This is a genomic window from Streptomyces sp. HNM0645 (assembly GCF_030056615.1).
Lineage (GTDB): Bacteria > Actinomycetota > Actinomycetes > Streptomycetales > Streptomycetaceae > Streptomyces > Streptomyces marianii.
Genome location: NZ_JASHLT010000050.1, coordinates 45,113 through 57,922 on the forward strand (window position 1 = coordinate 45,113; position 12,810 = coordinate 57,922).

14 protein-coding genes and 3 pseudogenes are annotated in these 12,810 nt (G+C 72.6%); 8 read left to right on the forward strand and 9 right to left on the reverse strand.

Annotated features, from left to right (window positions below; all coding sequences use genetic code 11):
- Positions 1–27: 27 nt before the first annotated feature.
- On the forward strand, positions 28–726 hold the full coding sequence (locus QMZ92_RS28930; RefSeq protein WP_283300473.1) for a YoaK family protein: 699 nt from the start codon (positions 28–30) through the stop codon (positions 724–726).
- A 51-nt stretch (positions 727–777) separates the two neighbouring features.
- Here QMZ92_RS28930 and QMZ92_RS28935 read toward each other — a convergent pair.
- Positions 778–897: pseudogene (locus tag QMZ92_RS28935) on the reverse strand (WhiB family transcriptional regulator); the annotation flags it as partial.
- A 368-nt stretch (positions 898–1,265) separates the two neighbouring features.
- Here QMZ92_RS28935 and QMZ92_RS28940 point away from each other — a divergent pair.
- Positions 1,266–1,685, forward strand: a complete 420-nt coding sequence (locus QMZ92_RS28940) for a YunG family protein (protein WP_283300475.1) — start codon at positions 1,266–1,268, stop codon at positions 1,683–1,685.
- Positions 1,686–1,758: 73 nt separating this feature from the next.
- Here QMZ92_RS28940 and QMZ92_RS28945 read toward each other — a convergent pair whose 3' ends face one another.
- Together QMZ92_RS28945 and QMZ92_RS28950 are read right to left on the reverse strand one after the other, a co-directional pair.
- Positions 1,759–2,232, reverse strand: a complete 474-nt coding sequence (locus tag QMZ92_RS28945) for an HIT family protein (protein WP_283300476.1) — start codon at positions 2,230–2,232, stop codon at positions 1,759–1,761.
- 128 nt (positions 2,233–2,360) lie between these two features.
- A pseudogene (locus QMZ92_RS28950) lies at positions 2,361–2,483 on the reverse strand (WhiB family transcriptional regulator); the annotation flags it as partial.
- Between the two features lie 441 nt (positions 2,484–2,924).
- Between QMZ92_RS28950 and QMZ92_RS28955 the strand changes: the two are divergent.
- From QMZ92_RS28955 to QMZ92_RS28965, 3 genes are all read left to right on the forward strand, one after another.
- Positions 2,925–3,224: a hypothetical protein gene (locus tag QMZ92_RS28955; RefSeq protein ID WP_283300478.1), complete on the forward strand. Its 300-nt coding sequence runs from the start codon at positions 2,925–2,927 to the stop codon at positions 3,222–3,224.
- A complete protein-coding gene (locus QMZ92_RS28960) occupies positions 3,214–3,744 on the forward strand; it encodes a hypothetical protein (protein ID WP_283300480.1) in 531 nt (176 codons plus the stop codon). Before QMZ92_RS28955 ends, QMZ92_RS28960 begins: the two co-directional genes overlap by 11 nt.
- Before the next feature lie 261 nt (positions 3,745–4,005).
- On the forward strand, positions 4,006–4,341 hold the full coding sequence (locus tag QMZ92_RS28965; RefSeq protein ID WP_502962164.1) for an SCO0607 family lipoprotein: 336 nt from the start codon (positions 4,006–4,008) through the stop codon (positions 4,339–4,341).
- Between the two features lie 182 nt (positions 4,342–4,523).
- Here QMZ92_RS28965 and QMZ92_RS28970 read toward each other — a convergent pair whose 3' ends face one another.
- Both QMZ92_RS28970 and QMZ92_RS28975 read right to left on the reverse strand, forming a co-directional pair.
- Positions 4,524–5,372, reverse strand: coding sequence for an NAD(P)H-binding protein (locus QMZ92_RS28970; RefSeq protein WP_283300482.1), 849 nt, complete (start codon positions 5,370–5,372; stop codon positions 4,524–4,526).
- Positions 5,369–5,797: a nuclear transport factor 2 family protein gene (locus QMZ92_RS28975; protein WP_283300484.1), complete on the reverse strand. Its 429-nt coding sequence runs from the start codon at positions 5,795–5,797 to the stop codon at positions 5,369–5,371. The genes QMZ92_RS28970 and QMZ92_RS28975 overlap by 4 nt, the downstream gene beginning before the upstream one ends.
- Positions 5,798–5,887: 90 nt before the next feature.
- Here QMZ92_RS28975 and QMZ92_RS28980 point away from each other — a divergent pair, with 90 nt between their 5' ends.
- The 3 genes from QMZ92_RS28980 (at position 5,888) to QMZ92_RS28990 (ending at position 10,954) form a co-directional block, all read left to right on the forward strand.
- Positions 5,888–6,502, forward strand: a complete 615-nt coding sequence (locus QMZ92_RS28980; protein WP_283300486.1) for a TetR/AcrR family transcriptional regulator — start codon at positions 5,888–5,890, stop codon at positions 6,500–6,502.
- 351 nt (positions 6,503–6,853) lie between these two features.
- Positions 6,854–9,679 carry a SpoIIE family protein phosphatase gene (locus QMZ92_RS28985; RefSeq protein WP_283300488.1) on the forward strand — a complete coding sequence of 942 codons (2,826 nt, stop codon included), beginning with the start codon at positions 6,854–6,856 and terminating at the stop codon, positions 9,677–9,679.
- A 138-nt stretch (positions 9,680–9,817) separates the two neighbouring features.
- Positions 9,818–10,954, forward strand: a complete 1,137-nt coding sequence (locus QMZ92_RS28990) for an ABC transporter substrate-binding protein (protein WP_502962162.1) — start codon at positions 9,818–9,820, stop codon at positions 10,952–10,954.
- Between the two features lie 201 nt (positions 10,955–11,155).
- Here QMZ92_RS28990 and QMZ92_RS28995 read toward each other — a convergent pair whose 3' ends face one another.
- The 4 genes and pseudogenes from QMZ92_RS28995 to QMZ92_RS29010 all read right to left on the reverse strand — a co-directional run.
- Positions 11,156–11,494 carry an STAS domain-containing protein gene (locus tag QMZ92_RS28995; RefSeq protein WP_283300490.1) on the reverse strand — a complete coding sequence of 113 codons (339 nt, stop codon included), beginning with the start codon at positions 11,492–11,494 and terminating at the stop codon, positions 11,156–11,158.
- Positions 11,495–11,725: 231 nt separating this feature from the next.
- Positions 11,726–12,094: a DALR anticodon-binding domain-containing protein gene (locus tag QMZ92_RS29000; RefSeq protein WP_283300492.1), complete on the reverse strand. Its 369-nt coding sequence runs from the start codon at positions 12,092–12,094 to the stop codon at positions 11,726–11,728.
- Between the two features lie 140 nt (positions 12,095–12,234).
- The gene (locus QMZ92_RS29005; RefSeq protein ID WP_283300494.1) at positions 12,235–12,603 is read right to left on the reverse strand and encodes a hypothetical protein; all 369 of its coding nucleotides are present in this window, start codon (positions 12,601–12,603) and stop codon (positions 12,235–12,237) included.
- Positions 12,600–12,810 (reverse strand): annotated as a pseudogene (locus tag QMZ92_RS29010) (aa3-type cytochrome oxidase subunit I); the annotation flags it as partial. The gene QMZ92_RS29005 and the pseudogene QMZ92_RS29010, both read right to left, overlap by 4 nt.

Consider the following 12,810-nt stretch of genomic DNA (forward strand, 5'->3'; position numbering starts at 1 on the left):
CAGATGCACGTTCCAGGGAGGTGCCGGATGGAGACACCCGCGTCGTCGCCCGCGAAGCCGGAAAGTCCGCTTCCCCGGGCTCTGTTCCTGACGCTGACCCTGCTGACGGGGGCCCTGAACGCGATCGGCTTCCTGGCCCTCGGCGGGGTCTTCGTCAGTGTGATGACGGCCAATCTCGCCCTGGTCGGGATCGCGGTCGGTGGCACCGACCCCGACCTGGCGCGGAACTCCGTCGTGGCGCTCGCCGGATACATCACCGGGGTCCTGCTCGGCGCCCGGTACGGCGAGCGTTGCGAACGCCGGAACCGGTCGGGCGTACGCGCGCTGCTCGGCGGCGAGTTGCTGCTGCTGTGCGGGGTCCTGGCGGGCTGGCTCGTGTCGGACGGCAGCCCTGCCGCGCACCTGCGCACCGTCCTCCTGGGGACCGCCGCCCTGGCGATGGGATGTCAGAGCGCGACGATCCGGGCCGCCGCGCCGCCGGGCGTCTCCACCACGTACATGACCGGGCTCCTCACCGCCGTGCTGACCGATCTCCTGGCGCGCCGCCGACCGGACTGGGACAGGGCCGCCCTGCTCGCGGCGATCCCGGCCGGGGCCGCGCTCGGCGCCCTCGTCGTCGGCACCGCGAGGACGGCGGCACCGCTGCTGCCGGTCGTCCTGGTGGCTGCCGCACTGACCCTGTCCGGCGGCGGGCCGGGCGCGCCCGGCCGGGCGGACCCCGGCTGACGCGTGACGAGGCCGTGCTCGAGGAAGCAACGGGGGTCCGGTGCGGTGCGGTCACGCGGAGCCGTGCCGCACCCGCTGGCGCTGACGCGCCGTCCGGCGCTTGAGCGCGCGGCGCTCGTCCTCGCCGAGGCCGCCCCAGACCCCGGAGTCCTGGCCTTGGGCCATGGCCCAGTCCGGGACCGGGTCGGCGGATCGCCGGTCAGCCGCGCCTCGCTCCAGGCCGACCTCGCCAACGCCCAGGCCCTCAGCACCCGCCTGACCGCCCGCATTCAGCAGCTGGAGAAGCGGCTGTCGCAGGCCCTGGGAGCTCAGGCATGGCAGGAGTCAGGGCTCGGAGCCCCAGCGGACATCGACGAACTTCAACGAAAGATCACGAGGCTGGAGCAGCACAACGTTGAACAGACCTCCGCGTTGGAGGAGGCCCGATCCGACCTCGACGCCGCGAGGGAGGCCAACCGGGATCTGACCAGAGCGCTGAACCAACGCGGCTGACGATCCTCGTGAGGCCGTTGTCAGTGCTGGTTGAGAGCATCAGCGGCATGACACCGTTTCTTCTCACCGACATCGAGCGAGCTGTTCGCAGCAGCTGGAGTGCCGACACATGCACGCCCGGGTTCCGGCCGCGCTGGAGCCCAGACAACCCGGCCCGGGACCAGTGCGGTGTCACGGCCATGGTGCTGAATGACCTCTTGGGAGGGGAGCTGATCCGCGGGGAAGTCCACGTGAACGGAGAACGCGTGGACTACCACTGGTGGAACCGCCTGGGCATGGGCGTCGAGATCGACCTCACCCGGGAGCAGTTCCGGCCGGAGGAGATCGTCACCGGAGGCATCGTCATTCCCCGCCCTCCCATCACCGAGTGGCGCAGGCTCCGCGAGGAGTACGAACTCCTCCGCGATCGCGTCATGGAGAAGCTCGATCAAGGACACGAAGCGGTCTCTGTGTCCGCGGCTTGTTGACGGAGCACAGTCCTATCGCCTCGCGCTGCAGAGGCGATAGGAGCGGGTGCCGATCTCGGTGACGCCCCAGACGTCAGGGAGCGAGGCGGTCCAGTTCATCAGCGATCGCCTCGCGCACCGCGTCGTGCTGAGGGCCGAGCACATACTGCTCGTCATGCCACCGCTCACGCGGATACAGCCACACCGGTCGGCCCACAAGATCGGCGGGCTCCCAGTCGAACCGCGGCCACACATGCGCATGCAGGAACGGATCGGTGTTCCCCAGGATCTCCAGATTCACCCGTCGGAAAGCCGGGTCCAGCCGTCTGCAAGCGCGCTCGACGGCCTCACCCAGCTTGTCCATGTCGGAGAGAAACGCCAGGCGCCTGATCTTCGGAAGCTCCGACAGCCGCTCCACCGAGGGATCGTCGACCAGAAGCACCGAGTATCCCGGCAGGAACTGGACGTCCCCGATCACTGCGAATCCCGCTTCCAACTTCCGGAGCACCGCAGGGTTCTCACCCCGAAGGGCACTGCCGATCCGGTCCTTCCGCCAGCCATCACTCATGATCGGCGACCCTACCCAACATCAAGCAGCGCCACATGTGTTGCACACGAGAGGGTCGCTCACACCGGCGCTGAGCTGCATAAAGTGTTCTCCACTCGCCTCGCGTCACACGGTTGCCCCCAGAGAAGACGGCAGACGGCCTTGGCCTCGGCCACCTGGAGCAGGGCCGGTCCGGTGTTGCCGATGGGGAAGAACAGATCGGGATCCTCGTCGCGGCAGGCCGCGTCGTGACGCCAGTTCTCGTGCTCCACTGGGAGCGCCTCCTCCGTTCGGGGATGTTCGTCCTTCCCCAGTCGGGTGGCCGACGATCGGCGGCTGAAACACACGTCGCACGTACCTCCTCGGATCGGGCGGGGCGAAGGACGTCCGAGCGACGTCCCGCCACGCGATCGGCGGCCCGCCCGAACGACGCGGATCCGTCCTGCTCGTCGTGCCGCCCGGGCCCGGCCGGCGGAAACCGCCTCCGCCCGGGTGAGTTCCGTCTCGCGCGACGCGGCCCGTACCAGCCCGCCGGCCNCCCGGGCCCGGCCGGCGGAAACCGCCTCCGCCCGGGTGAGTTCCGTCTCGCGCGACGCGGCCCGTACCAGCCCGCCGGCCCACCTCACCCGTTCGGTGGCGTTTGAGTGGCACCCCGCACGGCCCGGGATTCTCATGGAACCGGACCTCAACGGCGTCCGGGGCGGAGGTGCCCGATGTACAGCATGTGCGCCGAGCGGATAGCGGCCGAGGGCGGCACCACACTCGTGTGGCACGCCCTCGACACCAACGGCGACGCCCTGTGCGCCCGGCCGGTCAGGGGCACGGCGGCGTGGACGCCGGAGGCCGTGAACGGCCTCGACGAGTACTGCCGCGACTGCATGAACGCCGTCGCCATGGCCTTCCGGCCCGCTTCCCGTGCCCCCGGCGACCGCGCCGTCGTCGGAGGCGGATCCGCGGAGCGGCAGGCCGACTCCGCTCCACCGGATCCGGAGCACCTCTCCCATGGGCGGTGACTCGCAGCGGCGGGACCGCTCGCGACCGGGGCTCGTCGCACGCTGGCGCGAATCGGCGGATCAGCATCTGACGCCCACCAAGAGATCGCTGATCGTTACGTGGCTGTCCTTCGGCGTCACCTGGGGCGCGGTCCGGCTCATCACGCACGGCATCCGCGACGGATGGCTGCCCTGGGGGAACATCACCGCCGCCGGCAGGCACTTCCACCACTACAACTTCGGGATCGGGACCCTGGCGGGCGTCGGCCTCGTCGCCGTGCGCGGAGACGAACGCGCGGTGGGCCACCCGGCCGTCGCCGCCGCCTACGGCTCGGGAACGGCCCTGATCGCCGACGAGTTCGCCCTGCTCCTCGATCTGCAGGACGTGTACTGGACCAAGCAGGGGCGCCTGAGCGTGGACGTCTCCCTGGGGATCCTCTCGGCGCTCGGGGCGTACCTGACCGCCGTGCCGTTCTGGCACGAGTGTGCCCGTGTGACACGCCACCACCTGGTGTCCGCGGCCAAGCGCGAAGCGCGATAGGACTCCCGGCGGGCGCGCCGCTCGCCCACCGGCCCCGTGCACGCGCACCAGCTCCGGCCGTCACGTACGGCCGGAGCACGCCCCCTCGGGTCAGCACGCCCTTCCGCCGCGTACCGCCGTGCCGAGTCCGCACGCCCTGCTGAGTATGCGCGGACGCACTCCTAGGTAGACGTACTCAGGGCATGACGACGGGCGTCGACGACAGTGGTGTGCGAACCGAACGAACAGACCGAACGACCAGAGCAGGAGACCGCCGTGCACGTGTCCCGCAGGATCAACCGGCACATCGGCACCACCGGGCGCCGCAGGGGGCGGCGCGTCGTCGCAGCCGCCGCACTCACCGCCGCGGTGGCGGCGGCCGCGCTCACCGGATGCTCCATCAGGGACGACATCTGCAGCGAAGGCGAGTACCCCGTCATCGCGGTGGGCGGCACCGGTTCCGCGTGCGCCCCCGAGGGGGAGCGGCCCCCGAAGGGCTACACGCGGTACCCCGAGGGCAAGGTGCCGCAGAAGGTCGACGACGAGTGGGACGTCTACTGGCGTACGCACACGGTCGACGAGGGCGGCAACATCGTCGACGCCCCTGACCCGGGCTGAGCACCCGAACCCGTGGTTCGACGGCGACGGCGCCGGGCGCTCCATGTTCACGACTCCGGAACCCCGTCCTGCGCACGATGCCGCCCGCCTCGAGCACGTGCGGTGCGAGGACGGACGCCGGGCGCGGTCCCGGCGCCTCCCGGTGACACGCCGAGGGACGGACGCGTCCGGGCGGCGGGTGGTCAGCTGCCACGCAGCAGTTCGCGTTCGGCGACTTCGCGGAAGCTGCGCGGCGGCCGTCCGGTGACGCGCCGGACGGTGTCCGTGGTCCGGTCCTCCGCTCCCGCGGCGATGGCGCGGTCCATACCGGCCAGCAACGCGGCGAACTCCCAGGGCATTCGGGCCGCGAGGCGGTCGCGCAGCTCGTCGTGCGTCAACCGGAGGTGGACCACCGGGCGGCCGGTGACGCGGGCGACGATCGCGGCGACGTCGTCGTGACTGAGCGTTTCCGGTCCGGTCAGGACCAGGTCCGGACCGGGCGCCGGCTCGTCCGTCAGGGCATGCGCGGCGACGGCGGCGATGTCGTCCGCATCGACGAATCCGACTCGGCCGGTCCCGGCCGCCGTCAGGATGGTGCCGTTCTCGCGGATGCCGGCGGCGTGGGGGTGTGTGCCGGTGAAGTTCTGCATGAACCAGGACGGCCGCAGCACCGCCCATTCGTCGAACAGACCGGGCAGGGCCCGGTGTACGGCTCCCGCGGCAGGGCCGCCCTCGGGGGTGGCCGAGGAGCTGAGGAGCACGGCGCGGTGCACACCGGCCTCGCGGGCCTGCCGGAGGAAGGGCAGCATGACCGCGGCCGGATCCGGGTCGCCGACCGGTGGGACGAGATAGACGCGGTCGGCTCCGGCGAGGGCTTCGCGGAAGGTGTCCGGCGCGTACCAGTCGAACCGGACCGGGTCGGTGCCCGGGAGCGCGATGCGCCCGCGGCTTGCGGCCCTGACCCGGTGGCCGGCCGCGACGAGGCGCGCGGTCGTTCGGCTGCCGGTGGTACCGGTCGCGCCGGTGACGAGGACGGTGCGGGTCGCGGTCACCGGGCGCTGCTCCCGGCGAACTCCACGCCGGACTCCTGGACGGCGAGGGGGTTCCAGTAGTCGCGGTAGGAGGTGAAGCGGCCGTCCCGCACGGTCACGACGGCGATGTAGGTCATGTCGAAGGGGCCGCCCGTCGCGACCACACGCCCCACTCCGCGCATCTCGGCCACGATGGTCCCCGGCTCGGTGGTCCGGTGGATCCGGAGGTCGGGGAAGTCGTGCAGGTCGATGTGGTCGGGATAGCCGTGCATATAGGCCGCGACGGCCTGCTTGCCCTCCAGGCGCGCCGGTCGGCCGGGGGGAGCGAAGGGGAACTCCATGACTCCGTACTCGGCCCACAGGTCGACCCAGCCGGGAATGTCCTTGTCCAGCAGGAGTCGAAGGCCGTGGCGGTACAGGTCCGCCGCTGAGGTGTCTGCGGGCATGCGCTTCTCCATCCCTTACGATACGGACCAGCGGTCCGCTTCATTGGAAAGATACGGACCGCCGGTCCGTTTTGCAACTGGAGGAACCGCATGCCCGAGCGCAGGCCACGCAAGGACGCGGCCCGTAACCGGACGGCCGCCCTCGCGGCCGCCGACACGCTCTTCTCCCGCAGCCGGAGCCCCGAGGACGTCACCATGGCCGACATCGCCGCGGCCGCAGGCGTGGGCAAGGCGACGCTCTTCCGGGCCTTCGGCGATCGCACCGGGCTGATCCACGCACTGTGCGAGACACGCCTCGAGGCGATCAGGGCCGCTGTCGAGGAGGGGCCGCCGCCGCTGGGACCGGGAGCGCAGCCGGTCGAGCGGGTACCGGCAGTGCTCGACGCCGTCCTGTGCTTCAAGCTCGACAACCGCCACCTCGCGCTGGCCCTGGAAGGAACCGGCGGCGACAGCCCCTACCGGACGAACCACTACGAGCGCTGGCACGCCCTGCTCAAGGACCTGCTGGAGCAGACCCCCGGCCCGACGGGAGACGCCGACTTCACCGCACACGCACTGCTCGCCGCCACCCGCGCCGACCTCGTCGAGCACCTGACCGGCGAGAAGCGCCTGTCACGAGACGAACTGCGGGGGCGGCTGGCGGCTTTCACCGCCCGAGTCATCGGCGGCCCCGCGCGACCGGAACCGTCCACCGGGAGCCGATGAGACACCGGGCCGGCCGCCCCGGCCGACCCGCAGACGGCGGCAGCGTTCCGGCGGCCGACGACGGGGAGTTCGGCGACACGGGACGGCGTCCGCCGACCGCGTCGAACCGCGCCGGCGGCGGGCCGAGGCGGCGGCCGGACACGGCCGGGCCCCGGGACCACGCGCGCGAGCCATGCGCCGCCCCTCCCCACCCGGGGCCGGCTGCGGCGGACCGGACACGAGCGCCCCGGCCGCCGCCTCCGGGGCCGACCCTCTTCCGGGCACGGCGCGCCGTGACACCCAACGCCCCCACCGAGCGGCCCGCTCCCCGATCACCCCCTGACCGACGTCCGGAAACGATAGAAATGCTCCATGCATCAGATTTTGGGGCGAAAAAGGCGCAGATCGCCGAAGTCGCCTGGGAGTGATCATGCGCGTGGCCGGTGGAGCGCCCGGGAACTACTGGGGCGTCTGCGTTCCCTGCTGACCGTGCGCAGCCTCGCCGGCCAGGTGTTCCTCCTGCAACTGGCGGTCGTGGTGCTGGTCGTCCTCGCCGCGCTGGTGGCCCTCGTCGTACAGGCGCGCCGTGACAGCATGGCGGACGCCCGGCACCGGACGCTCACCGCGGCCCAGACCTTCGCGAAGTCACCGGGGCTGCTCGATGCGTTGGAGAGTCCCGACCCCACCGCCTCGCTGCAGCCGAGCGCAGAGGCGGTCCGCAGAGCGGCCGGCGTCGACGCCATCATCGTCTACCGGCCGGACGGGATCACCCTCACCCACAGCGACCCGAAGCAGATCGGAAAGCACGTCATCGGCCCCTACGCGGAAGCGGCGGCGGGGAAGACGTTCACCCGGACCTTCCAGGGGGCGCTGGGGCTCTCCGTCATCTCCGCCGTCCCCGTCGAGGACACCGGCGGCTCGGTCGTCGCCATCGTCTCGTCCGTCGTCACGGTGGGGAGCGTGCAGGACCGGGTGAACCAGCAGCTGCCGGTCCTGTTCGGGGTCGCGGCCGGGTCGCTCGCCCTCGCCGCGGGCGGGTCGGCGCTGGTGAGCCGTCGCCTCCAGAGACAGACCCACGGCCTGGGGCCGGCCGAGATGACCCGGATGTACGAGCACCACGACGCAGTCCTCCACGCCGTACGGGAAGGGGTGCTGATCGTCGGGGGCGACGGCCGGCTGCTGCTGGCCAACGACGAGGCCCGTCGCCTGCTGGAGCTTCCGGAGGACGCGGAACGCCGCCGTGCGGGCGCGCTGGGGCTGAACGCCGACCTCGCCGAGCTGCTGACGTCCGGCCGCCCCGCCACCGACGAGGTGCACCTGGCGGGTGACCGGCTCCTCGCCGTCAACAAGCGGTTCACCGCCGCCCAGGGACCGGCGAGCAGGGTGGTGACGCTGCGGGACACCACCGAGCTGCAGGCCCTCTCCGGCAGGGCCGAGACCGCCCGCCGGCGGCTGCAACTGCTCTACGACGCCGGGGTGCGGATCGGCACGACCCTGGACGTCACCCGCACCGCCGAGGAACTCGCCGAAGTCGCGGTCCCGCGCTTCGCCGACATCGTCACCGTCGAACTCCTCGACCCCGTGCTGCACGGCGACGAACCCTCCGGCGCGAGCACCGAGATGCGCCGCACCGCCGTCGTGGGACTGGAGGGGGACCACCTCCTCTACCCGGTCGGCAGGCTGATCCGCTTCGTCCCCGCCCACCCCACCGCCGCCGGCGCGGCCGACGGCCGGGCGGTGCTGGTCGAGGACCTGAGCACCTCCGAGGGCTGGCAGGCACAGGACCCCGACCGCGCCCGGCGGGTCCTGGAGCACGGCATCCACTCCCTGATCGTGGTCCCGTTGCGCGCCCGGGGAGTGGTACTCGGAGCGGCCCACTACTGGCGGGCGGACGGCTCCCCGCCGTTCGAGGAGGAGGACGTGTCCTTCGCCGAGGAACTGGGCGCCCGGGCGGCAGTGTGCATCGACAACGCCCGCCGCTACACCCGCGAGCACACCATGGCCGTCACACTGCAGCGCAGCCTGCTGCCCAGCCGGGTGCCGGAACAGTCGGCCCTGGATGTGGCATACCGCTATCTGCCCGCACGCGCAGGTGTGGGCGGGGACTGGTTCGACGTCATCCCACTGTCCGGTGCCCGGGTCGCGCTGGTCGTCGGCGACGTCGTGGGGCACGGTCTGCACGCTGCAGCCACCATGGGCCGACTCCGCACCGCCGTGCACAACTTCTCCGTCCTGGACATCCCGCCGGAGGAACTCCTGGGCCGTGTGGACGAACTGGTGGCCCAGATCGACAGCGACGAGGACGCCGTCGCAGGGGAGGGCCGGGGCATCACTGGTGCGACCTGCCTGTACGCCGTCTACGATCCCACCTCCGGGCAACTCGCGGTCGCCACCGCAGGCCATCCCGGACCGGCCGTGGTCCACCCGGGCGGGACCGTGGACTTCCCCCGGCTGCCGGTGTCCCCGCCGCTGGGCCTCGGGGCCGGGCTGCCCGGCGAGAGCGCCGAACTGACGGTGCCCGAGGGGTCCCGGCTGGTGCTCTTCACCGACGGGCTGATCGAGGACCGGGAACGCGACCTGGACGTCGGCCTGGCCGCGTTGCGCGACGCGCTGGCCGGGCCCGGCCGGTCCCCGGAGGCCACCTGCGCCGCGGTCGTCGACGCGCTGGTCCCCGACCGGCCCAGGGACGACATCGCGCTGCTGGTGGCCCTTACCCACCGGCTCGACCCGACCCGGATCGCCGAGTGGCAGGTACCCCGCGACCCGGCCGCGGTCGCCCCCGTGCGCGCGGCGTGCGTCCGGCGGATCCGGGAATGGGGCCTCGGGCAGATCGACTTCGCCGCCGAACTCGTACTCAGCGAGCTCATCACCAACGCGATCCACTACGGCTCCGAACCCATCACCGTCCGGCTCGTCCGCGACCGGGTCCTGATCTGCGAGGTCTCCGACGGCAGCAGCACCTCGCCACGCCTGCGGCGGGCCGCGGTCACCGACGAGGGCGGCCGCGGGCTCTTCCTGGTGGCCCGGTTCACCGAGCGCTGGGGCACCCGCTACACGCCGACCGGCAAGGTCATCTGGGCCGAGCTCTCCCCCCACGGCCTCCCCGGCCCGTCTATGGAGGGACTCGCCGAGGTCCTGCTCGACGAGGAGGAGCCGCTTTCCGGGGAAGACCGGGAGCAGGACGGCACGGCACAGTGAGGGGCGTCCTGCCGATGCCGTACGGCCGCTCGCCGGTCTGCTCGTTCCCGCGCGTACGTCCCCGCCCGTTCGTCCCCGCCCGTTCGTCCCCGCCCGTTCGTCCCCGTTCGTTCCCGACCCTCGCGTCCTGGAGCAATCGTGACCGTACCCCGTGTCCGAACAGCGGCCACCGCGGCCTGCCTCACCCTCGCGCTGCTGGTCGGTTGCACCGAGACGCCGAAGACCGCGCCCGTCGAGCCGTCGGCCGCCACCTCCGCGCACGAGGCGGGCGGCATGAGCAGGCTGATCGCCGCGGCGAAGAAGGAGGGTGCGCTGAACGCGATCGCGCTTCCGCGCGACTGGGCCAACTACGGCGGACTGATCGACGGCTTCGAGAAGACGTACGGGATCAAGGTCACGGTCGACGATCCCCAGGGCTCCAGTCAGGACGAGATCGACTCCATCAGGAGGAGCGGAAAGCGCGCCAACGCCCCCGACGTCGTCGACGTGGGGGACACGTTCGCCCGGTCGGCGGTCCGCCAGAACCTGTTCGCGCCGTACCGGGTGGCCGCGTACGGCTCGGTACCGGACAACCAGAAGGACGGCGAAGAGGGCCGATGGACCAACAACTACGGCGGATACATCTCCATCGGCTGCGACGCCGCCCGTGTCAGGCCCTGCCCCCGGACCTTCGCCGATCTGCTGGAACCCCGGTACAAGGGGATCGTCTCGCTCGACGGCGACCCCACCCGTTCCAACACCGCCTTCGCGGGGGTCTACGCCGCCGCCCTCGCGAACGGAGGGTCGTTCGACGACATCACTCCCGGCCTGGAGTTCTTCGCCGAACTCCACGATCGCGGCAACTTCAACCCGGTCGAGTCCACCTCGGCCGCGGTCGAGACGGGGAGGACCCCCATCAGCATCGACTGGGACTACGTCAACCTCGACTACGCCGACCGGTTCCGCGGCAAGGGCGTGGACTGGCAGGTCGCGATCCCCTTCGACGGCAGCTTCGCCCAGTACTACGCCCTGGCCGTCAACAGGAACGCCCCCCATCCGGCGGCCGCCCGCCTGTGGCAGGAGTACCTCTTCGGCACGACGGGCCAGAACCTCCGACTCAAGGGCTACGCACGTCCGGTCCTGATGGAGACCATGCGCGAGGACGGCACCCTCGACGAGGCCGCAGCCGCGAGGCTGCCGACGGTTGAGGGCGAGCCCCGGTTCCCCACGGACGCGCAACTGCAGAAGGCGAGGCTGGCGGTCGACCGGGGCTGGGCGGAGGCCGTGGGAGGCTGACCGCGGTGCGTTCCGAGGCTGGCGGTCGACCGGGGCTGGGCGGAGGCCGTGGGAGGCTGACCGCGGTGCGTTCGGCCTCCGGCGGGGCCCGTACGGCCTTCCCTCGTCCGCTTCGTCCGGCAGGGCGGGCTTCGGCGGCACGGCCCGGACGGCTCGGTGGGCCTCGGCAGCGGCGTGCGGCCACGACCCGGCGGCCGCCCCTCACTCCACGATCGTGGCGACCGCGTCGAGCCCGGCGTGGCGCAGCGTCCGCCGGACCGTGCGCCGGGCCCCGCGGATGGTCAGCTCCGCGGGCTTCGCGCGAAGGCCGGCCGCCCGAAGGAGCGCGTACGCGCACGCGAGTTCGAGGTGGGTGACCCCGCTCATGTCCACGACCCACTCGGCGGCCTCGGCCAGCGGGCTCGCGTCAAGGCGTTCTTCCAGTTCGCGCAGGGCCGCGGCCCCGATGTCCCCGGTCAGGACCACCTCTGCGCGCAGACCGTCGGCCGTCGACACCGTGATGATCGGTCGGGCCGACGGGGTGGTGTCCTCGGCTGCCACGGTGAACTCCTTCACGGCCGGCGGTACTCACATCGCCCTTCCATCGTCACGCCGGCGGCCGGGGCCGGTCCGCGTGCGGACCCGGACCGGCCTCGAGTTCAGCCGACGGGCGTAGTCGCGGCCGTCCTCCGCCGCCGGCGGACCTCCGGGGCTCGGGCGGCCGGACAGCGGGAGCTCGGCGGGCGCTCGGACCGGCGGTACGCGGGCGCTCACGTCGGACGGTCGTGTGCCTCACATCCGCTCCGGCGCCGAGACCCCGAGCAGCCGCGGCCCGTTGCGCAGCACCACCCTCACCGCGTCGGTCAGCCACGACCGGGCCCTGGTCCGGTCGTCCGGGGCCTCCCCGGCCCTGGGCAGGACACGGCGGGCGTCGTAGAAGCGGTGGTACGTGCCGGCCGGCTGCTCCAGGGAGTGCGCCACCCGGTGCGGCGGCAGCGACGACCTGCGGGAGCCCGGCCCGCACCCCCAGCAGGTCGGCCTCCCGCCCGTGGCTAGCAGCGAGGGGCCGAAGTCCTGCGGCGCGCCCTCGACGCCGCTCAGGTGGGCGTCACCGTCGACACCGATCATCCGTCCGGAGCCAGGGCTCGGCTCCCGGCTCACTGACCGTGCCGCTCCTTCTCCCGCGCCCGGGGACCAGAGGAGCGGCGTCGCCGGAGCCGGACGGGCCGTGGGCGCCGCGGGCGGCGAACCCGGGCCCGGTCCCCGCGGTGCGGGCCGGCAGGCCGCCGCCGGCGCCGCCGTCAACGGAGGACGGAGAGGACGACGGTGGTCGCGCAGAGCGTGAGGCAGGCGGCGAGGCAGGCGACTGTCCGGCACAGGACGCGGCGCCGCAGTTCCCGGTAGCGGGCGTCGTACTGGGCCTCCAGTTCGCGAGCCCGTCCCGCCACCGCCTCGAACTGCTCCCGGGACGCCTGGATGCGGTCCGCGGTACTGAGGCGTACGAGCTCCTTGCGCTCGTCGAGCGTCAGCCAGGGCATCCGGTCGGCGAGCCCTTCGGCCGCCGTCCGGGCCGCGACGACATGGGCGTTGGCCATCAGATAGCCCTCCAGCCGGGCGAAGCCCGCCGCCATGTCGGCGCTGTCGCGGGCTCCGCCCCCCGCACCCCTCACCGGTTGTCCTTGTCGTCGCCGAGCGGAGGCGCCGCGCCCCTGCCCGGTTCGGCCACGTTCCGGTAGCCGGTGACGATCGCCTCGTCGCTCGATGCGACCTCCGGGTGGTGCAGGTCGAACGCCGGGGATTCGGAGCGGATCCGCGGCAGGGTGAGGAAGTTGTGCCGCGGCGGCGGGCAGGACGTCGCCCATTCGAGCGAACGGCCG